The sequence below is a fragment of the Pseudomonas baetica genome (assembly GCF_002813455.1).
In the GTDB taxonomy this organism is placed as follows: Bacteria; Pseudomonadota; Gammaproteobacteria; order Pseudomonadales; family Pseudomonadaceae; genus Aquipseudomonas; species Aquipseudomonas baetica.
Genome location: NZ_PHHE01000001.1, coordinates 493,845 through 512,851, shown reverse-complemented (window position 1 = coordinate 512,851; position 19,007 = coordinate 493,845). Strand labels below are relative to the sequence as shown.

At 58.1% G+C, this 19,007-nt stretch carries 20 protein-coding genes; 9 read left to right on the top strand and 11 right to left on the bottom strand.

All coding sequences use genetic code 11. From position 1 onward, the window contains the following. Nucleotides 1–5 precede the first annotated feature (5 nt). From flgJ to ATI02_RS02255, 6 genes are all read right to left on the bottom strand, one after another. Nucleotides 6–1,310: a flagellar assembly peptidoglycan hydrolase FlgJ gene (flgJ, locus tag ATI02_RS02280; protein ID WP_095187836.1), complete on the bottom strand. Its 1,305-nt coding sequence runs from the start codon at nt 1,308–1,310 to the stop codon at nt 6–8. A gap of 11 nt (nt 1,311–1,321) precedes the next feature. Further along, nucleotides 1,322–2,410, bottom strand: a complete 1,089-nt coding sequence (locus ATI02_RS02275) for a flagellar basal body P-ring protein FlgI (protein ID WP_095187835.1) — start codon at nt 2,408–2,410, stop codon at nt 1,322–1,324. 27 nt (nt 2,411–2,437) lie between these two features. Further along, a complete protein-coding gene (gene flgH, locus ATI02_RS02270) occupies nt 2,438–3,133 on the bottom strand; it encodes a flagellar basal body L-ring protein FlgH (RefSeq protein WP_064390830.1) in 696 nt (231 codons plus the stop codon). Nucleotides 3,134–3,185: 52 nt separating this feature from the next. Beyond that, nucleotides 3,186–3,971: a flagellar basal-body rod protein FlgG gene (gene flgG, locus ATI02_RS02265; protein ID WP_095187834.1), complete on the bottom strand. Its 786-nt coding sequence runs from the start codon at nt 3,969–3,971 to the stop codon at nt 3,186–3,188. A 45-nt stretch (nt 3,972–4,016) separates the two neighbouring features. Beyond that, nucleotides 4,017–4,757, bottom strand: coding sequence for a flagellar basal-body rod protein FlgF (locus ATI02_RS02260; protein ID WP_095187833.1), 741 nt, complete (start codon nt 4,755–4,757; stop codon nt 4,017–4,019). A gap of 311 nt (nt 4,758–5,068) precedes the next feature. Further along, nucleotides 5,069–6,628: a sigma-54-dependent transcriptional regulator gene (locus ATI02_RS02255; RefSeq protein WP_095187832.1), complete on the bottom strand. Its 1,560-nt coding sequence runs from the start codon at nt 6,626–6,628 to the stop codon at nt 5,069–5,071. 382 nt (nt 6,629–7,010) lie between these two features. Between ATI02_RS02255 and phhA the strand changes: the two genes are divergently transcribed. The 6 genes from phhA (at nt 7,011) to ATI02_RS02225 (ending at nt 11,374) form a co-directional block, all read left to right on the top strand. Then, nucleotides 7,011–7,802, top strand: coding sequence for a phenylalanine 4-monooxygenase (gene phhA / locus ATI02_RS02250; protein ID WP_095187831.1), 792 nt, complete (start codon nt 7,011–7,013; stop codon nt 7,800–7,802). 69 nt (nt 7,803–7,871) lie between these two features. Next, nucleotides 7,872–8,228, top strand: a complete 357-nt coding sequence (locus tag ATI02_RS02245; RefSeq protein ID WP_095187830.1) for a 4a-hydroxytetrahydrobiopterin dehydratase — start codon at nt 7,872–7,874, stop codon at nt 8,226–8,228. After that, a complete protein-coding gene (locus ATI02_RS02240) occupies nt 8,228–9,421 on the top strand; it encodes an amino acid aminotransferase (protein ID WP_100845327.1) in 1,194 nt (397 codons plus the stop codon). The genes ATI02_RS02245 and ATI02_RS02240 overlap by 1 nt, the downstream gene beginning before the upstream one ends. A gap of 269 nt (nt 9,422–9,690) precedes the next feature. Next, nucleotides 9,691–9,822, top strand: coding sequence for a hypothetical protein (locus tag ATI02_RS33055; RefSeq protein WP_016987951.1), 132 nt, complete (start codon nt 9,691–9,693; stop codon nt 9,820–9,822). Nucleotides 9,823–9,891: 69 nt separating this feature from the next. Further along, entirely contained in the window at nt 9,892–10,074 is a 183-nt protein-coding gene (locus ATI02_RS02230; protein ID WP_042558181.1) for a hypothetical protein, read from the top strand. Nucleotides 10,075–10,177: 103 nt separating this feature from the next. Next, nucleotides 10,178–11,374, top strand: coding sequence for an MFS transporter (locus ATI02_RS02225; RefSeq protein WP_100845326.1), 1,197 nt, complete (start codon nt 10,178–10,180; stop codon nt 11,372–11,374). Here ATI02_RS02225 and arfB read toward each other — a convergent pair. Next, on the bottom strand, nt 11,371–11,784 hold the full coding sequence (gene arfB, locus ATI02_RS02220; protein WP_095187827.1) for an alternative ribosome rescue aminoacyl-tRNA hydrolase ArfB: 414 nt from the start codon (nt 11,782–11,784) through the stop codon (nt 11,371–11,373). The genes ATI02_RS02225 and arfB overlap by 4 nt on opposite strands. Before the next feature lie 157 nt (nt 11,785–11,941). Between arfB and queC the strand changes: the two genes are divergently transcribed. Beyond that, nucleotides 11,942–12,640, top strand: a complete 699-nt coding sequence (gene queC / locus ATI02_RS02215; protein WP_095187826.1) for a 7-cyano-7-deazaguanine synthase QueC — start codon at nt 11,942–11,944, stop codon at nt 12,638–12,640. A 55-nt stretch (nt 12,641–12,695) separates the two neighbouring features. Here queC and ATI02_RS02210 read toward each other — a convergent pair whose 3' ends face one another. Continuing rightward, nucleotides 12,696–13,571 carry a queuosine precursor transporter gene (locus ATI02_RS02210; RefSeq protein WP_095187825.1) on the bottom strand — a complete coding sequence of 292 codons (876 nt, stop codon included), beginning with the start codon at nt 13,569–13,571 and terminating at the stop codon, nt 12,696–12,698. Continuing rightward, nucleotides 13,555–14,160, bottom strand: coding sequence for a helix-turn-helix transcriptional regulator (locus ATI02_RS02205; RefSeq protein WP_095187842.1), 606 nt, complete (start codon nt 14,158–14,160; stop codon nt 13,555–13,557). Before ATI02_RS02205 ends, ATI02_RS02210 begins: the two co-directional genes overlap by 17 nt. Before the next feature lie 532 nt (nt 14,161–14,692). Between ATI02_RS02205 and ATI02_RS02200 the strand changes: the two genes are divergently transcribed. Beyond that, nucleotides 14,693–16,042 carry a serine hydroxymethyltransferase gene (locus ATI02_RS02200; protein WP_100845325.1) on the top strand — a complete coding sequence of 450 codons (1,350 nt, stop codon included), beginning with the start codon at nt 14,693–14,695 and terminating at the stop codon, nt 16,040–16,042. Nucleotides 16,043–16,081: 39 nt separating this feature from the next. Here the strand turns inward: ATI02_RS02200 and ATI02_RS02195 are convergent, their stop codons facing one another. Continuing rightward, nucleotides 16,082–17,287 carry an ISL3 family transposase gene (locus ATI02_RS02195; protein WP_100845324.1) on the bottom strand — a complete coding sequence of 402 codons (1,206 nt, stop codon included), beginning with the start codon at nt 17,285–17,287 and terminating at the stop codon, nt 16,082–16,084. Between ATI02_RS02195 and ATI02_RS32245 the strand changes: the two genes are divergently transcribed. Beyond that, on the top strand, nt 17,189–17,488 hold the full coding sequence (locus tag ATI02_RS32245; RefSeq protein WP_167394856.1) for a hypothetical protein: 300 nt from the start codon (nt 17,189–17,191) through the stop codon (nt 17,486–17,488). The genes ATI02_RS02195 and ATI02_RS32245 overlap by 99 nt on opposite strands. Here the strand turns inward: ATI02_RS32245 and ATI02_RS02190 are convergent. Then, nucleotides 17,433–18,851 carry an amino acid permease gene (locus ATI02_RS02190; protein ID WP_095187823.1) on the bottom strand — a complete coding sequence of 473 codons (1,419 nt, stop codon included), beginning with the start codon at nt 18,849–18,851 and terminating at the stop codon, nt 17,433–17,435. The genes ATI02_RS32245 and ATI02_RS02190 overlap by 56 nt on opposite strands. Nucleotides 18,852–19,007 lie beyond the last annotated feature (156 nt).

Sequence of the window (19,007 nt, the reverse complement as noted above, 5' to 3'; positions counted from 1 at the left end):
GTGCCTTATAAAGGCGTGGTGGAAACGCCCGCCGCAGCGTAGTTTTCAAAACTGTTCATCTGCTTGGCTATCTGCGAAATCTTGCTCGCGTAGTTCGGGTCGGTTGCGTAACCGGCCTTTTGCAACTCGCGTACAAACTGTTCTGGGTTATCGGCCGACTTCACAACATCTTGATAGCGATTGTTGGTCTGCAGCAAAGTCACCAGATCGTGGAAGCTGTCCTTGTACGAGGCGTAGGAGCGGAACTCGGCCGTCTCCTTGACCATCGCGCCATTGCGGAACTCGCTGGTGATCGCCCGGGCCGAATCGCCCTTCCAGTTGCTGCTCGCCTTGATGCCGAACAGGTTGTGGCTGCTGCTGCCATCCTGCGCACGCATGACCGATTTGCCCCAACCGGTTTCCAGTGCCGCTTGCGCCACCAGGTAGCGCGGATCGACGCCGATACGGTCGGCGGCTTCCTTGGCCATCGGCAGCATGGTATTGACGAACTGGTCGGCGGAGCTGAACGCTTTTTTCGCCGGCGCCAGTGGAATCTGCGCCATGGCGCGGCCGTAAATCTGCATCTGCCCGCCGGAGGCTTTATCGGCCTCGGCACGGGCCAGCCAGTCGCCGTTGTACAACGGACCTGCGCCGGTCGCGACGGCGGTCGTGGCGCGCGGCAGTAAGGTATTGGGTGCAGGCGTGGCGTTCGTCGTCGCCGACGGCACTAAACCTGCGAGCAGACGATCAGCCAGTTTCGGCGGCAAGGCCAGACGACGCTTGTTGATCATTTCCATGTCATTGCTGTGAGAAATGCCGGCGCTGTTCGACACACGTCCCGAACGCGATGCCCACAGCGGACGCTCGCCATTGACGCGCGACAACGGGCCGTTGATAGCGGTGGTGCCCGCCGCAATCGGCGTGACCACAGCAGCCGCTTTCTCCCGGGCTTCTTGCTGTTTGGCGGCGGATGCGGCAGCAGCCTCACCCGGCGCCATCGGTTTGTTTTTCTGCATCTGGCGCAACAGCACGTCTGCCAGGCCGATACCACCGCCCTCGCGAGACATGGAAATGGCCAGTTGCTGGTCGGACATTTCCTGATATTGCTTGGCGGCCGGGGTGTTGAGCGGGTTGTCCTGACCGAGTGTCTCGGTGGCCGATCGCATCGACTTGAGCATTTCCCCGATGAACAGCGATTCGAATTCCTGCGCCACTTTGCGCATGTTCGCATCGCTGTTCTTGTCGCCAACCTTGAGCTGGTTCAGACGATTGAGGTCGGAGTACGAACCCGAATCAATGGTGCCAGCCAGACTGCCCTTGCGCATATCCATGTTCGCTGTCCTCAGATCACGATCAGGTCGGCTTGCAACGCGCCGGCCTGCTTCAGCGCTTCAAGGATCGCCATCAGGTCACCCGGTGCCGCGCCGACCTGGTTCACCGCACGGACGATCTCGTCGAGCGTAGTGCCCGGGCCGAACTTGAACATCGGCTTGGCTTCCTGCTCGGCATTGACCCGCGAGCGCGGCACAACAGCGGTCTGGCCGTTGGACAGCGGGCCTGGCTGGCTGACGATCGGGTCTTCGGTGATGGTTACAGTCAGGCTGCCGTGGGTCACCGCGGCTGGCGAAACCTTCACGTTCTGGCCGATGACGATAGTGCCGGTACGCGAGTTGATGATGACTTTCGCCACGGCCTGACCTGGATCGACTTCGAGGTTTTCCAGGATCGACAGGTAGTCGACGCGCTGGCTCGGATCAAGCGGCGCGGTGACACGGATCGAACCACCGTCGATGGCTTGCGCCACGCCAGGGCCGAGCATGTCGTTAATCTTGTCGACAATGCGCTTGGCGGTGGTGAAGTCGGAACGGTTGAGGTTCAGCGTCAGGCTGTTGCCCTGATTGAAACCGCTCGGTACCGAGCGCTCTACCGAAGCACCACCGGGAATGCGGCCGGCCGACGGAACGTTGACGGTGATCTTCGAACCGTCACGCCCTTCGGCATCAAAACCACCCACCACCAGGTTGCCCTGAGCGATGGCGTAGACGTTGCCGTCAATACCCTTGAGCGGGGTCAGCAACAGGGTGCCGCCCCGCAGGCTCTTGGAGTTACCGATCGAGGACACCGTGATATCGACCTGCTGACCAGGCTTGGCAAACGCCGGCAGATCGGCACTGATCGATACTGCCGCGACGTTTTTCAACTGCACGTTGCCCGATCCCGGCGGCACCTTGATGCCGAACTGCGAGAGCATGTTGTTGAACGTCTGCAGGGTGAACGGCGTTTGCGTCGTCTGGTCACCGGTGCCGTTAAGCCCGACCACCAGGCCGTAACCGATCAACTGGTTGGAACGCACACCGGAAATGCTGGCGATGTCTTTCAGCCGCTCGGCTTGTGCATTGAAGGCCGCCGACAACATAACGGCGGCCAGCATGAGGCTCTTGAAATTCAACGTAGCCACCTAGAAAGGGAACAGCGGGCTGAGGAAGAAACGGTCGAACCAGCCTGGCTGACTCGTATCGGCAAACGCGCCGGTACCCGAGTAGGTGATGCGTGCATCGGCGACCCGGGTCGACGACACGGTGTTGTCCGTGGCGATGTCATCGGCGCGCACCAGGCCGGCGATGCGAACCAGTTCGTCACCGGTGTTCAGCGTTAGCCACTTCTCGCCGCGCACGGCGATGATGCCGTTGGGCAGCACGTCAGCGACGGTCACGGTGATCGAACCGGTCAGGCTGTTGCTCTGCCCCGACTTGGCGTCGCCCTTGGTCGAACGGTCGGCGCTGTAGCCGGCGTTCAGGCTCAGGTCGTTGCTCCCGATCGGGTTGTTCGTCGTCAGACTGGAACCGAATAACGACGTCAGGCCGATCTTGTTATCGCTGTTCTTGTCCATTTGCGAGTTGGCGTTCTTGCTTGCCTGGGTGCGCTCGTTCAGGGTGATGGTGATGATGTCACCGACCCTGAACGCCTTGCGATCGCTGTACAGGTTCTGTTCGAAGCCGGCCTGATAGATCGAGCCGTTGTTGGCCGCAGCCGGCAACGGCGTGCGCGGCAACACCGGGGCGTAGTAAGGGTCATTGGGCTTGGGCGTCGGAGCGACGCAGCCCGCGAGCGAGACGACCCCACCCAATGCCAGAACAGATACAAAGCGTTTCATGACCCTACCTCACGGTATTGCTGGCGACCTCATGGCCGCCCCATAGACTTGATTACAGATTCTGCGTTACGAACGAGAGCATCTGGTCGGCGGTGGAGATCACCTTGGAGTTCATCTCGTAGGCACGCTGGGTGGTGATCATGTTGACCATCTCCTCAACGGTGCTGACGTTGGAACCCTCCAGAGTGTTCTGCAGCGTGGTCCCGAAACCGTTCAGACCCGGCGTACCGATTTGCGGCGCACCGGAAGCTGCGGTTTCCAGGAACAGGTTGTTACCCACCGCTTGCAGACCGGCCGGGTTGATGAAGTCGGCGGTTTGCAGGTTGCCGATCACCTGAGCGGCCGGGTTGCCTGGCACAGTGATCGACACGGTGCCGTCGGTGCCGACGGTGAAGCTCTGAGCGTTGTTCGGGATGACGATGGCAGGCTCCAGGGCGAAACCGCTGGCGTTGACGATCTGGCCATTGGAGTCGAGGTGGAAGGTACCGTCACGGGTGTAGGACGTGGTGCCGTCCGGTTGCAGGATCTGGAAGAAACCGCGACCGTCCACCGCCATGTCCAGCGGGTTTTCGCTGGTTTGCAGGCTGCCGGCGTTGAAGTTTTTCTGCGTGCCGACGATGCGCACACCGGTACCCAGTTGCAGGCCCGACGGCAGTTCGCTGTCTTGGGTCGACTGGGCGCCTGGCTGGCGTTTGATCTGGTACAGCAGGTCCTGGAACTCGGCGCGGTCACGTTTGAAGCCCGTGGTCGAGACGTTCGCCAGGTTGTTGGAAATGGTGGTCAGGTTGGTGTCCTGGGCGGACAGACCGGTTTTGGCAACCCATAGAGCCGGAAGCATTCGATTCTCCTCGTGCGCCTGTTTTACGGCGCGACGTTCTGATAATTAGCTGATCTGCAAGACCCGAGCCATGGCCTGGTCGTCGTCTTTGGCGGTGTTCATCATCTTGACGTGCAGTTCGAACTGCTTGGCCAACGCCAGCACCGAGGTCATTTCTGCCACGGCATTGACGTTGCTCGACTCAAGGAAACCCGACACCAGCTTGACGTTGGCATCGGCCGGCGCAGGCTGGCCGTCCTTGGTGTAGATCGAGCCGTCGAGGCCCTTGTTCATGTTCTTGATGTCCGGGTTGACCAGTTTGATCCGATCGACTTCGGCCATGACACGCGGGCCTTCGCCCATCGCACGAATGCTGATGGTGCCGTCTTCACCGACTTCGATCTGCTGCTCGGGCGGCACGGCGATCGGACCGCCATTACCCATCACCGGCATACCGTTACCGGCACGCAGCACGCCGAGGGCGTCGACGTTGAGGCTGCCGGTGCGCACGTAGCTTTCGCCGCCGTTGGGGTTCTGCACGGCAATAAAGCCGTTGCCGGTCACGGCGACGTCGAGGTCACGCCCGGTCTGCACCAGCGAACCTGCGGTGAAGTCAGTGGCCGGACGTTCGCTCATGGCAAACGCACGCGCCGGAAAGCTGTCACCAAACACCGGCATCGAACGCGCCTGCTCCAGGTCGCGCTGAAAGCCGTTGGTGGAGATGTTCGCCAGGTTGTTGGCATGAGCCTTCTGCGCCAGTGCGTTCTGGCTGGCGCCGGTCATTGCCACATAAAGGTACTTGTCCACACTCTTTCCTCTGCATGCCGGACGTTTGCCGTCCACCGCTGTACTGCTGAGCCACAAGCAATTTGCAGACCAACTTTTTTCTGGCGGCGCGCGGCCCGGTAAACAAAGGACTTGGGGGAGATTTAGAGGATTGGGGAAATGTATCGAAGTCGAAAAACCGGCGGTGTTATGCCGGTAGGTGGCAATGTCTGGCGCTGGTGTTGCCTGGACTATCGCTTTCGCGAGCAGGCTCGCTCCCACATTTGAAATGCATACCCCTGTGGGAGCGAGCCTGCTCGCGAAGAGGCCATCACTACCCACACATGTTTGGGTTACGACTCGGTTTTGCCGACTTCATACTCACGCAGCTTGTTGGCAATGGTCGTGTGCGAAACGCCAAGACGCTTACCCAACTGCCGACTGCTTGGATGCTCGGAATACAACCGCTCCAGCACCGCTTTTTCGAAGCGCCCGACGATTTCGTCCAGCCCACCCTCCAGCGAAAAATCGCCTAGCGGCTGACGCACGCCGTAGTCCGGCAGACGAATATGCTCGGCCTTCACCGTGCCGCCATCGCACAGCGAAACCGCCTGAAACAGCACGTTCTCCAGTTGCCGCACATTGCCTGGCCAGTGGTAATGACTCAGACGCTCCATTGCCGCCGGTGCCAGTTTCGGCAGCGCGCAACCGATCTGCCGACTGGCCTGATCAAGGAAGTGCTCGACCAGCGGCGTCAAACCGTCAAGGCATTCGCGCAGCGGTGGAATGTGCAGCGACAGCACGTTCAAGCGGTGATACAAATCCTGGCGAAACTCGCCCCGCGCGCACAACTCGGACAAGTCCACCTGCGTCGCGCAGATCACCCGCACATCGAGATAAACCTCTTCGTCACTGCCGACCCGACGGAAGCAACCGTCTTGCAGAAAGCGCAACAATTTGACTTGAAGGCGCGAGCTCATTTCGCCGACACCATCGAGAAACAGCGTACCGCCCGCCGTCAGCTCCAATAGCCCGAGCTTGCCTTCGGCACGCGCCCCTTCGAACGCACCGGGGCCGTAGCCGAACAACTCGGTCTCGGCCATCGACTCCGGCAGGCCCGCGCAGTTGAGCGCCATCAAAGGCGACTGCCCGCGCGGACTGGCGAGGTGACAGGCCCGCGCCAGCAATTCTTTGCCGGTGCCGGTTTCGCCTTCTATCAATAGCGCAGCGTCGAGTGGCGCCATACGGCGCGCTTCACGCACCACCGCCGCCATGACTTTCGAGCTCTGGAAGATACTGTCGAAACCGCGCAACTCCTGCTTGCGCACGTTGTAAATGCGCTCACCAACGCGATCAGCGCGATGCAGGGTCAGCACGGCCCCCGCCATGGCTTCGCTGTCGTCATGCTCCGATTGCAGCGGTGCGATGTCAGCGAGAAAGACGTCGCCCTTGACCTTCACGCGCATGCCGTTGATTCGCGATTTGTTGGCACGCACCAACTCCGGCAAGTCGAAGTCTTCAGCGTAGCGCGACAGCGGAATACCCGGTACCTCGTCGACCCGCACGCCGAGCAACTGCGCGGCCGCACGGTTGGCCGCGACGATCGAGCCGCCCATATCGATCGACAGCACCGGAAATTCCAGCGCACCGAGCAGTGCGTTCAATTCCATGTGCCGTCGCTCGCTGGGCATCAGCCCTACCCGCTTGACGCCAAACACCCCGGCAATCGCTTCGAATTTCGGCCGCAAGGCCTGGAACTGGAGATTGATCAGGTTCGGGCAATGCAGATAGATCGCGTTGCCATGCTCGCCACCGACCTCACCGCGGGCCACGTTGATCCCGTACTCCACGAGCAGATTGAGGATGTCGCGCAGGATGCCGATGCGGTTCTGGCAGTGGACTTTGATGCGCATATAAAGAGGCCCGACGAGGATGAGCGGTTAAACACAATCCCTGTGGGAGCGAGCCTGCTCGCGAAGGCGGTGGCACTTCAGCATTGATGTGCCAGACAGATCGCCTTCGCGAGCAGGCTCGCTCCCACAGGACTTAGCGCCAGACTTTTCTGTCGAGGCGCGCAGATAGTTGTCAAGATTATGTGACAGCCACAGCCCTTTTCAAACCTGCAAATCACCGCAAACGCGAGATAACCGCCAAAGCGTAACGATTTTTTTACGAAATCCGCTGATTTTTCCTACAAGGTGCGTCTGCAACCTGCTGCATCCCTCCCTGCTCTCAGGTAAATCTGACCCCATCGCTGGACATAACAAGAACGAATTCCCCTAGCAGGAGAGCAGTATGAAGCAGACGCAATACGTGGCCCGCGAGCCCGATGCGCAAGGTTTTATCGACTACCCCGCCGAAGAACACGCGGTGTGGAACACGCTGATCACTCGCCAGTTGAAAGTGATCGAAGGTCGTGCGTGCCAGGAATACCTGGACGGTATCGAAAAACTCGGTCTGCCCCACGACCGCATTCCGCAACTGGGCGAGATCAACAAGGTGCTCGGTGAGACCACCGGTTGGCAGGTCGCCCGTGTCCCGGCGCTGATCCCCTTCCAGACCTTCTTCGAATTGCTCGCCAGCAAGCAATTTCCGGTGGCCACTTTCATTCGCACCCGCGAAGAGCTGGACTACCTGCAAGAGCCGGACATTTTCCACGAGATCTTTGGTCACTGCCCGCTGCTGACCAACCCGTGGTTCGCTGAATTCACCCACACCTACGGCAAGCTCGGCCTGCAGGCCACCAAAGAAGAGCGCGTGTACCTGGCGCGCCTGTACTGGATGACCATCGAGTTCGGCCTGGTCGACACCCCGCAAGGCAAACGCATCTACGGCGGCGGCATCCTGTCCTCGCCTAAAGAAACTGTTTATTCGCTGTCGGACGAGCCTGAGCATCAGCTCTTCGATCCGCTGGAAGCCATGCGCACGCCTTACCGCATCGACATCCTGCAACCGCTGTACTTTGTCCTGCCGAACCTCAAGCGCCTGTTCGACGTGGCCCATGAAGACATCATGGCCATGGTCAGACAAGGCATGCAGCTGGGTCTGCATGCGCCGAAATTTCCGCCAAAGCCGAAAGCGGCCTGAGCAGAACCCGCTCGCGACTTGCGTGCAAAGATAGTAATTTCCAACAAGAATCGAATTCAGGAAACCACCATGTCCACATTGAACCAAGCCCACTGCGAAGCCTGCCGCGCCGATGCGCCACAAGTCAGCGACGAAGAACTGCCGATCCTGATCAAGCAGATCCCTGACTGGAACATCGAAGTACGCGACAGCATCATGCAGCTGGAGAAAGTTTTCCTGTTCAAGAACTTCAAGCATGCGCTGGCCTTCACCAACGCCGTCGGCGACATCTCCGAGGCCGAAGGTCACCACCCGGGCCTGCTGACCGAGTGGGGCAAAGTCACCGTGACCTGGTGGAGCCACTCGATCAAGGGCCTGCACCGCAACGACTTCATCATGGCCGCGCGCACTGACGAAGTGGCCAAGACCGCAGAAGGACGCAAGTAATGCACTTCGACGCCATCGGCCGGGTACCCGGCGACCCGATCCTCGGTTTGATGGAGGCGTATGCGCAGGACAGCAATCCGCGCAAATTCGACCTCGGCGTTGGCGTCTACAAGGATGCCCAAGGCCTGACACCGATCCCCGAGGCGGTGAAAATCGCCGAGGCGCGACTGGTCGAAAGCCAAGACACCAAGACCTACATCGGTGGTCACGGCAATCCGCTGTTCGGCAAAGTCATCAATGAGCTGGTGCTTGGCGCCGACTCGAAGTTGATCGCCGAACAACGTGCCGGCGCGACCCAGACGCCGGGCGGCACCGGTGCCCTGCGTCTGGCGGCTGACTTCATCGCGCAGTGCCTGCCCGGCAAGGGCGTGTGGCTGAGCAACCCGACCTGGCCGATCCACGAAACCATTTTCGCCACGGCCGGGGTCAAGGTCAGTCACTACCCTTACGTGGGCAGCGACAACCGCCTCGACGTCGACGCCATGCTCGCCGTGCTCAATGACGTGCCCAAAGGCGATGTGGTGCTGCTGCATGCGTGCTGCCACAACCCGACCGGTTTCGACCTGAGTCACGACGACTGGCGGCGTGTGCTGGAGGTTGTGCGCAACCGCAACCTGCTGCCGCTGATCGACTTCGCCTATCAGGGTTTTGGCGATGGTCTGGAGCAGGACGCGTGGTCGACCCGACTGTTCGCCGCCGAGGTACCGGAGCTGCTGATCACCAGTTCCTGCTCGAAGAACTTCGGCCTGTATCGCGACCGCACCGGTGCACTGATCGTCTGCGCGAAAACCGCCGACAAGCTCATCGACATCCGCAGCCAACTGGCCAACATCGCCCGCAACTTGTGGTCGACGCCACCGGATCACGGCGCCGCGGTAGTCGCCACCATCCTCGCCGATCCAGATTTGAAAGCCCGCTGGGCGGACGAAGTGGAAGCCATGCGTTTGCGTATTGCGCAGTTGCGCAGTGGCTTGGTCGAAGCACTGGAACCGCACGGCTTGCGCGAACGCTTTGCGCACATTGGCGTGCAACGCGGCATGTTCTCTTACACCGGGCTGTCGCCGGAGCAAGTGAAACAACTGCGTGAGCATCACAGCATGTACATGGTCAGTTCGGGACGGGCAAACGTTGCCGGCATCGACGCTACGCGCCTTGCGCTGCTGGCCGACGCCATCGCCAGCGTCTGCAAATAGTTACTGCAACACACCACCCTGTGGGAGCGGTCTTGCTCGCGAAGGCGCAGTGTCAGTCGACAATCAAGTTGCCTGATACACCGCTTTCGTGAGCATCCCCGCTCCCACATTTGTTTTGCGCTGACCTTTTGTTTCTGCTCCCTGCGGCCATTTGTCGCAATAATTCGAATTAAAAGTCTGATTGTCATTTTTCCTGCTGTATCCTGCGCAGGCTTTCTAAAAGCGCGGATCTACCAGATCTATCAACAGACTTAGCGAGGAGCGCAACCATGCACGAGATTCCTAATCTCCCCTTCCCAAGCCTGCACGTACCTGAGCAGACGACCACGCAACAAGCCGGCGCGGGGCAGCCCGAACCGAAAGAAGCCGTTGAGAGCCGCCCGGCCGACAACGAAGAGTAAGAACCGCCGTACAGACCGTGTGGAAAGCGCTAACATGCGCTTTCCACACTGCCTGAACCCGAGCCCGCCATGACCGACGAATTCTCCGAAAGCCAAGCTGCCGTGCTGATCGGCGCCACTGAGAAAATGATCGAGATCTGGAGTCGTCTCTCCCCGGAGAAACAAGCCGCCCTGCTCGCCCGTTTCGGCAGCGAGGAAAATGCCCTCGCCGCACTGGTCACCACGCAATTGGTCGCCCCGGCCAAACCGTAAATCCGCCATCCGCTAAATAGTTTTACTTTTCCCCGCCCCTGACCCGATCTCGCCGGTATCATAAGCAGCCTATCTAATCCTGCTTTCCCGTGGATCGTTCCCCATGTCGTCCTCATCCGAACCCCAGCGCCCCTTGGCGGTCACGCTACAAGTCGTTTCCATCGTTCTCTTCACCTTCATCGGCTACCTGAACATCGGCATCCCGCTCGCGGTACTGCCGGGCTATGTCCACAGCGACCTGGGCTTCGGTGCGGTGATCGCCGGGCTGGTAATCAGCGTGCAATACCTCGCCACCCTGCTCAGCCGTCCGTACGCCGGCAAGATCATCGACAACCAGGGCAGCAAACGTGCAGTGATGATTGGCTTGGCCGGTTGTGGCTTGAGCGGCGTGTTCATGCTGATTTCGGCATGGACGCCGAACCTGCCGATGCTCAGCCTGATCAGCCTGTTGATCGGCCGACTGGTGCTGGGCAGCGCGGAAAGCCTCGTCGGTTCAGGCTCGATTGGCTGGGGCATCGGCCGGGTTGGCGCGGCGAATACCGCGAAAGTGATTTCCTGGAACGGCATCGCCAGTTACGGCGCATTGGCCGTCGGTGCACCGTTCGGCGTGTGGCTGGTCGGCCAGTTGGGTTTATGGAGCATGGGCGCCAGCATCATCCTGCTCGCCGCACTGGGCCTGCTGCTCGCGTGGCCGAAAACCGCTGCGCCGATTGTTGTCGGTGAACGCCTGCCGTTCATGCATGTGTTGGGCCGCGTGTTCCCCCATGGCTGCGGACTGGCGCTGGGCTCGATTGGCTTCGGCACCATCGCCACCTTCATCACCCTCTATTACGCGACTCAGCATTGGAACAACGCGGTGTTGTGCCTGAGCCTGTTCGGCGCCAGTTTCATTGGCGCGCGGCTGCTGTTTGGCAACCTGATCAACCGTCTCGGCGGCTTTCGCGTGGCGATTGCCTGCCTGACGGTGGAAACCCTCGGCCTGTTGCTGTTGTGGCTAGCGCCCGATGCGCATTGGGCTTTGGCCGGCGCGGCATTGAGCGGTTTTGGTTTCTCGCTGGTATTCCCGGCGCTGGGTGTGGAAGCGGTGAACCTGGTGCCAGCCTCCAGTCGTGGTGCGGCAGTCGGCGCTTATTCGCTGTTCATCGATTTGTCGCTGGGGATCACCGGGCCACTGGCCGGGGCAATTGCGGCAGGATTCGGTTTCGCTTCGATCTTCCTGTTCGCCGCCCTCGCCTCATTGAGCGGTCTGGCGTTGAGCGTGTATCTGTACAAGCACACGGCGAAATATCGCGAAGACTAGAAATCCACTTTGCCACGCCCGGCCTTGATGCTGCCGCGCTTGGTTTTCGATTCGAGCCGGCGCTTCTTCGAACCGAGAGTCGGCTTGGTCGGACGGCGTTTTTTTTCGACTTTGGTGGCACTGAGGATCAACTCGACCAGACGCTCCAGCGCATCGGCGCGATTGGCTTCCTGCGTGCGATATTGCTGAGCCTTGATGATCAACACACCGTCGCCGGTGATACGACTGTCGCGTAACGCCAGTAGCCGCTCCTTGTAGAACTCGGGCAAGGACGAGGCCGGAATGTCGAAGCGCAGGTGCATGGCGCTGGAGACTTTGTTGACGTTCTGCCCACCGGCGCCCTGAGCGCGAATGGCCGTCAATTCGATCTCGGCATCCGGCAGATGCACATTGTTGGAAATCACCAGCATGGAAAAGCGTCCGTATTCAGAGCGCACAGGATACCGCGATTAGCTGCAGAGCGACCTGCGGCCTGCGGGCGCAACTTCCAGCGCACTTATATCGAGCGTCATTTCGAGTTACCATTGCGACCTTTAAATTTACCCGTTTAATGCAGGAAGCAGACTTATGAGCAACAAGGCAGTTATCGTTTTCAGTGGCGGCCAGGACTCTACGACCTGCCTGATCCATGCGCTGACCCACTATGATGAAGTGCACTGCATCACCTTTGATTATGGTCAGCGTCACCACGCGGAAATTGAAGTTGCGCAGCAACTTTGCAAACAGCTTGGCGTGACCGTTCACAAGGTAATGGACGTCTCTCTGCTCAATGAACTGGCGATCAGCAGCCTGACCCGCGACAACATTCCCGTGCCGACCGTCAACAGCTCCGGAGAAAGTCTGCCCAGCACTTTCGTACCGGGAAGAAACATTCTATTTTTGACCCTCGCTTCTATCTATGCGTATCAGGTTCAAGCCAGAACAGTCATTACCGGCGTTTGCGAAACCGACTTCTCGGGTTACCCGGATTGCCGGGATGAGTTCGTCAAGGCGTTGAACAACGCGCTTGAACTGGGCATGGATTACAAGTTACGTCTGGAAACGCCACTGATGTGGCTGAACAAAGCCGAAACCTGGGCGCTGGCTGATTACCACAATCAACTTGAGCTGATTCGTCATCAGACGCTGACCTGTTACAACGGTATAGCTGGAAGCGGATGCGGCGACTGTGACGCGTGCAATCTTCGCGCGAAAGGCCTCAACGAGTTCCTGGAGAACAAAGAGCAGGTAGCCAACAGTTTGAAATTGAAACTCAAACTAAAATAAGGCACAAAAAAAAACGCTCGCCTGGACAATCCAGGCGAGCGTTCCTGCTATTCGATCAAACCTGGTTTCCCGTCAGATACTTCTTGAACAGCGACCGCGCCCCATAAGCGGGCATGATATTAAAGAAAGCAAAACCCACTTTGATCGCGATCTGCACATAGATCATGCTCAAGATCGCACTATTCTCCATCGTTCCATAGAATGCGATGTAACAGAACAGAAAGCTGTCGATGATTACTGCAAATAATGTACTCAAGAATACGCGCAAGAACAGGAATCTGGAGTTGGTCAGCTCCTTGATCTTGCACAACAGATACGAGTTTATGTTTTCGGACACCAGAAACGATATCGAAGACGCTACCAGAACAGAAGACAATTGACTGATCACGTCATTGTAAGGCCCATCGAGCTTCCACCCCGGCAGCCCCGGCAAATGGGTGGTAATCGCCAATAGAATGATAATCGCCGCATTGCTGATGAACGCAAAGAGAATTGCCCGGCGTGCCAGCCGCAGACCAAAGGTCTCGTTCAACAAGTCAACGATCAGAAAGGTCAGCGGGTAAAGAAAGGTTCCCGGGGTCACGACAATGTCAAAGTAATCCAGGTAGATCGGCTTTGTCGCAGCAATACTGGTAAAAATGTAAAGCGTGAACAGCATCAGGTTCAGAATGATATAGATCATCCAGGAACTCTCATGCCGGTCATTTATTTCGTAAGCGGTGAGTGCTCCGCCCTGGGAGTAAAACTTCTTGTAGAGGTTTTTCACTTCGATTTTATTCAGATTATCCATAATCTCACTATTCAATACTTCACTTAGCTTTATTTTAATTATTTTGCCTGTCGCGATGACCATGATGACGGCCAGGCTTTTTCCATTTTCGAACCCCAGCAACTTGTACTTGCTGTTTTCAACGTCAACACTGCAATCCATTAAATCGTTCCTCGATTACATCTCCGATCACGCATACACGATCCGTATCAAAGCTGCCTTCATGGCTTATAGATAACTTCGCTGTGATTTTGTCATACACCAGCTTTTCCCTGTCGCTGGTCGATGCTCCTTTCTGCACAATCAATAGATCGCCGGGTTCATTCATGCCGCTGATTTCATGTTCCAGAAGCACGCCAATCAGGTTAAAGGACGCGCCAAAATAGTAAGTCAGTGGGTAAATAGTGGCCAACTCGCCAATTCTTTTATCCAGACTTTGCAGCAGCAGACTTTCCTTGATGACAGGCACCGCCGCCGGATTCATATTCCCCTGTGGCGAAATACTGCTTTCAATGATTTCTTTTTCTTCAAAATCAATCGTCTCTATTTCTTCGTAAGACACCCCGAAGAAATCAGAAATCTTGCGGACGGTCGACTGCTGGACATTGACCACCTTGCCTTCAAGGATGTTGTAGATGGTCGTTCGGGTCAGACCACTGGAGTGGCACAGGGACAACTGCGTTTCCCCGCGACTCTTTATCAGGTATTTGATGTTGTTCTTCAGATTCTCCGATCTTTCTCTTCTGTGCATCACATGCTTATCATCCATTCTTAACTGCAATCATTGTCACGCCCCGAATGATCATTCAGGACACACACAAGTGAGGTAGGAAATTGCAGTTATATCCCTGTCAATGCCGCGCAGGATCATAGCATTCTCCCTCCCTGGGTTCGGTATAAAAAGTCAGCTTTCACAGGCTGCTTGCGCCAACCTGCGGGGGCATTTCAGCCTCCGTACCGACTCGTCAGTTCCTGTTGCCTTCGACCCGGCGCTTGAAAAGCGACACCGGGCAATGCCTGTTTTACACCCGCAACGACTACAAAAAGAATCATTTTCTTTGAAGAATGTTCATTTTTTTGCTTAATTTTGTGGCGTTCCTCACTGAAAAATCTATGATGCGTCAATCCGGCGTCTCATTCTCGCGAGTGAAAGAACGAAAAAACGGTGGGCCTGTACAGGGTTTAGTTTTGCGCGCACAGCGGTCAAAACACGGATTCGCCTGTACAGATCTGGCAAGCAAGGACATGCGCAAATCACGCAACACCAGGGAAGGAATCAAGCAATGGCAGTCATTACTGAACCGCTCAAAAACCAGGCTGACTTGCTGCGACGCGGCTTGGCAGATCTTCGCGCAGAAGACGCCGAACTGGCGGCCATTCTCGACGCTGAAGTCACGCGTCAACAGCACACGCTTTCATTGGTCTCCTCCTCCTGCGCAGTCCAGCCGCGAACCTTGGCGGCCTCCGCTTCCGTGCTGGTCAACGTGACCGCTGAAGGCATGCCCGGCAAGCGCCACAGCGCGGGGTGCGAGAACGTCGAGCTGGTCGAATCGCTGGCCATCCGCCGGGCGCGGCAACTGTTCGGCGCGCAATACGCCAACGTGCAGCCACACTCAGCGTCGAACGCCGTTTACCAGGTGCTCACAGCCTTGCTTGAGCCCGGTGACACCTTGCTGGGCATGGCGGTGGAACACGGCGGTCATCTGACCCATGGCAGCCTTGCCGCGTTTTCCGGCGCCTACTACAAGGCGATCCAGTACGGCACAACCTCCGACGGCCTGATCGATTACGACAAGGTACGCCTGCTCGCACTCGCCCATCGCCCACGCGTCATCCTCTGCGGCGCCACCGCCTATTCGCGCGTGGTGGACTTCAAGCGGTTTCGCGAAATTGCCGATGAAGCCGGCGCCATCCTGCTCGCCGATATTTCGCATATCGCCGGGCTTGTCGCTACCGCGCGCCATCCAAGTCCGATCGACGCCGCACACGTCACCGTCACGTGCACGCACAAGCAACTCGCCGGGCCTCGCGGCGGCCTGATCCTCAGCGGTGCTGATGCGAACACCAAGATTCCCGGCTTGCGGACCACCTTCAGTCGCCTGCTTGAGCAAGCCGTTTACCCGCGAATGCAGGGTGCGCCCGCCGTCAACATGATCGCGGCAAAGGCGGCCGCGCTGGGTTATGCAATGTCCGCAGAGTTCGATGCCTGCATGGCGCAGATCCGCAGTACAGCGGATGAAATGGCCAAAGCGTTTCAGGCCAAGGATTATGAGGTGGTCGGCGGCTGCAGTGAAAACCACACGGTGCTGGTTCGGCTGCGTGGCGGCGTTACGGGCGCCATCGCGGAGGCGGCGCTGGGGCACTGCGGGATCATCGTCAGCAAACATCGCGTCCCCGGCGATCACCGCTCGGCACTTGTTACCAGCGGGCTGCGCATCGGCACGGGCGCTCTGGCGCAACGCCGCGTCGATGTCCACGGCAGCCGCCAGATCGTCGATTTGATCGTGCGGATTCTGAATACGGTGGCGCCGCTCGGCGAGCAGGACTACACACTGGAACCCCTGCTCCTTGCGCAGTTTCGTTCAGAGGTCGAAACCTTGTGCAGGGACTACCCTGTCGCCGACTATCAATAGCACCCGACTCACAGCATTTGTACCCATAAAAAAGGTTCTTCACGGATTACCGGGAAAGACGCTCTTGATTTTCATGAAAAAGAATTCGCTATCCCGGTAACCGTATGCTATCCGTTTGATAACCTTTATTCGATTGTTTATGCCTTCCAACTGCCCCGTGTGCATCGGCCAGCGAACCCGGCTGACGATTCCCCGCCAATAACCCTTTAGCCGTTTGGCGAACAGGATCAGAGCCGGTATCGCGCTTTCATCAGCGTGGCGCAGCCATTGCTTCCAGGCTGATCTCCAGCCCCAGGCGGTACTTGGCGTCCAGAGCGTTTTGAGTTCAGCTTTCATCAAGTAGACCGTCATCAACGTTTGGTTGGCCGCCAGCAAATCCTCCAAGCGGACCTGTTGCTCCGGTGTTTTCAGGTTCTGCGGGTTGCGCAGGAGCAGCCAACGCGCTTGCTTGATGACCTTTCGGGCCGGCTTGTCGTGACGCAGTCGATTGGCTTCGTCGACGCGAACCCGATCAATCACCTCTCGGCCATATTTGGCCACCACATGGAAAAGGTCGTAGACCACTCGCGCTTTTGGGCAGTGCTGACGAACCTCCAGATCAAAAGCGGTGTTCATGTCCATTGCCACCGCTTCGATTCGGGCGCACCCCTCTGGCCCCAGCTCTTCGAAAAATGGCCTGACCGCCGCCCGGCTGCGGCCTTCGCCGATCCACAGCACCCGTCGCGTATCCGCATCCAGAACAACGCTGGCATAACGATGACCTTTGAACAATGCGAACTCGTCCATCACCAAACGTCGCGGTTGCGCCTTTGGCAAAACGCTCAATGCTGCTTGCAAGGCTCGACGCTCCAGCACCCGAACGGTCTCCCAATGCAGCCCAAACATCTGCGCTACGTGCAACGTGGGAAGGCGTTCACAGGCTTGAATGACCGCCTCTGCCAGACGCCGTGTCATGCGGGCATAGCGATCCAGCCAACTGACGGCCTCCATGCGTTTGCCACAGTCGCGGCAACCAACGCGTCGGAGCAAAACGCTCAGGCGTACTGCGCGACCGAGAATGGGTAAATCACGAATGACTCGCTGGCAATACTCATGCGTGGTTGAACAGGGTTTTTGGCACCCACCACAGGAAGGGAATCGGGTGGCGTGGGGCGTCAGATCGGTCTGGAGGGCATCACCATCAGGCTTGATCGTGACGACAGAAAAGCCCTCCCAAAAAGGAAGGAAAGTATTAATATCGCGCATAAGAACGCCGGTTTGTTAGATGTGTTTGCTCGCACGAACATCATCAATCAAATCGGCGTTCTTGTTTCTGTGTTTCCCGGGATTCCGCGAAAAACCATAAAAAAACCCGGCACTCAGGCCGGGTTTTGTGTTTCTGCGACAACCCTTACTTGGCAACGCCTGCCGCGTGCACAGCGTGCTGCGCACTGCGTTTGTTCTTGATCACATAGCAGACCCACATGAACACCACCCACACCGGAATCGCGTACACCGAGATCTGGATGCCCGGGATCAGCAGCATCACGCCAAGGATGAACGCGACGAACGCCAGGCAGATGTAGTTGCCGTACGGATACCACAGCGCCTTGAACAGCGGCGTCTGCTTGGTTTTGTTCATGTGCTGGCGGAACTTGAAGTGCGAGAAGCTGATCATCGCCCAGTTGATCACCAGGGTCGCCACTACCAGCGACATCAGCAACTCCAGCGCATGTTGCGGGATCAGATAGTTCAGCAACACCGCCACCAGCGTCACCGCCGCCGAAGCCAGAATCGAACGCACCGGCACACCGCGCTTGTCGATCTTCGCCAGACCTTTGGGCGCATCACCCTGCTCGGCCATACCCAACAGCATGCGGCTGTTGCAGTAAGTACCGCTGTTGTACACCGACAGCGCCGCAGTCAGCACGACAAAGTTGAGGATGTGCGCAGCAGTGTTGCTGCCGAGCATCGAGAACACTTGCACGAACGGGCTGCCGCTGTAGGAATCGCCAGACGCATTGAGGGTTTCCAGCAGGCTGTCCCAAGGGGTCAGCGACAGCAGAATGACCAGTGCACCGATGTAGAAAATCAGGATCCGGTAGATCACCTGATTGATCGCTTTGGGGATCACGGTTTTCGGCTTGTCGGCTTCGGCTGCGGTAAAACCGAGCATTTCCAGGCCGCCAAACGAGAACATGATGATCGCCATGGCCATCACCAGACCGCTGACGCCGTTGGGGAAGAAACCACCGTGGGACCACAGGTTGCTGACCGAGGCTTGCGGGCCACCGTTGCCGCTGACCAGCAGGTAGCTGCCCAGAGCAATCATGCCGACGATCGCCACGACCTTGATGATCGCGAACCAGAATTCGGCTTCACCGAAGACTTTGACGTTGGCCAGGTTGATCAGGTTGATCAGCACGAAGAACCCGGCAGCGGACACCCAGGTCGGGATATCCGGCGCCCAGTAATGAATGTATTTGCCGACCGCGGTCAGCTCGGACATGCCTACCAGAATGTACAGAATCCAGCAGTTCCAGCCCGACAGGAACCCGGCAAAGCCGCCCCAGTATTTGTGCGCGAAATGGCTGAAGGAGCCGGCCACCGGCTCTTCGACGATCATTTCACCCAACTGGCGCATGATCATGAAGGCGATGAAGCCGCAGATGGCGTAGCCAAGGATCATCGACGGGCCAGCGGATTTCAGCACCCCGGCCGAGCCGAGGAACAATCCGGTACCGATCGCGCCACCGAGGGCGATCAGTTGAATGTGGCGATTTTTCAGGCCGCGCTTAAGCTCGCCTGATTGCGAGGGTTGTCCACTCATGAAAAAGGTCTCACGCAAGGTTTGATGATGTTCAGTAGACGTTGCTGCAAGGTTGCGATTTCAAGCAGCCCCGATCAAACCCCAGCGCAGGCACCAGGAGTTCAGCTCATTTACAACGGTCATGCGTCACCTGTTTGTTTTTATCTGTGACGAAAT

What these genes read in the sequence shown, in the direction of transcription:
- flgJ (WP_095187836.1), bottom strand. Translation starts at nt 1,310, where the DNA reads ATGGATATGCGCAAGGGCAGTCTGGCTGGCACCATTGATTCGGGTTCG.
- ATI02_RS02275 (WP_095187835.1), bottom strand. Translation starts at nt 2,410, where the DNA reads ATGCTGGCCGCCGTTATGTTGTCGGCGGCCTTCAATGCACAAGCCGAG.
- flgH (WP_064390830.1), bottom strand. Translation starts at nt 3,133, where the DNA reads ATGAAACGCTTTGTATCTGTTCTGGCATTGGGTGGGGTCGTCTCGCTC.
- flgG (WP_095187834.1), bottom strand. Translation starts at nt 3,971, where the DNA reads ATGCTTCCGGCTCTATGGGTTGCCAAAACCGGTCTGTCCGCCCAGGAC.
- ATI02_RS02255 (WP_095187832.1), bottom strand. Translation starts at nt 6,628, where the DNA reads ATGCGCATCAAAGTCCACTGCCAGAACCGCATCGGCATCCTGCGCGAC.
- phhA (WP_095187831.1), top strand. Translation starts at nt 7,011, where the DNA reads ATGAAGCAGACGCAATACGTGGCCCGCGAGCCCGATGCGCAAGGTTTT.
- ATI02_RS02245 (WP_095187830.1), top strand. Translation starts at nt 7,872, where the DNA reads ATGTCCACATTGAACCAAGCCCACTGCGAAGCCTGCCGCGCCGATGCG.
- ATI02_RS02240 (WP_100845327.1), top strand. Translation starts at nt 8,228, where the DNA reads ATGCACTTCGACGCCATCGGCCGGGTACCCGGCGACCCGATCCTCGGT.
- ATI02_RS33055 (WP_016987951.1), top strand. Translation starts at nt 9,691, where the DNA reads ATGCACGAGATTCCTAATCTCCCCTTCCCAAGCCTGCACGTACCTGAG.
- ATI02_RS02230 (WP_042558181.1), top strand. Translation starts at nt 9,892, where the DNA reads ATGACCGACGAATTCTCCGAAAGCCAAGCTGCCGTGCTGATCGGCGCC.
- ATI02_RS02225 (WP_100845326.1), top strand. Translation starts at nt 10,178, where the DNA reads ATGTCGTCCTCATCCGAACCCCAGCGCCCCTTGGCGGTCACGCTACAA.
- arfB (WP_095187827.1), bottom strand. Translation starts at nt 11,784, where the DNA reads ATGCTGGTGATTTCCAACAATGTGCATCTGCCGGATGCCGAGATCGAA.
- queC (WP_095187826.1), top strand. Translation starts at nt 11,942, where the DNA reads ATGAGCAACAAGGCAGTTATCGTTTTCAGTGGCGGCCAGGACTCTACG.
- ATI02_RS02210 (WP_095187825.1), bottom strand. Translation starts at nt 13,571, where the DNA reads ATGGATTGCAGTGTTGACGTTGAAAACAGCAAGTACAAGTTGCTGGGG.
- ATI02_RS02205 (WP_095187842.1), bottom strand. Translation starts at nt 14,160, where the DNA reads ATGCACAGAAGAGAAAGATCGGAGAATCTGAAGAACAACATCAAATAC.
- ATI02_RS02200 (WP_100845325.1), top strand. Translation starts at nt 14,693, where the DNA reads ATGGCAGTCATTACTGAACCGCTCAAAAACCAGGCTGACTTGCTGCGA.
- ATI02_RS02195 (WP_100845324.1), bottom strand. Translation starts at nt 17,287, where the DNA reads ATGCGCGATATTAATACTTTCCTTCCTTTTTGGGAGGGCTTTTCTGTC.
- ATI02_RS02190 (WP_095187823.1), bottom strand. Translation starts at nt 18,851, where the DNA reads ATGAGTGGACAACCCTCGCAATCAGGCGAGCTTAAGCGCGGCCTGAAA.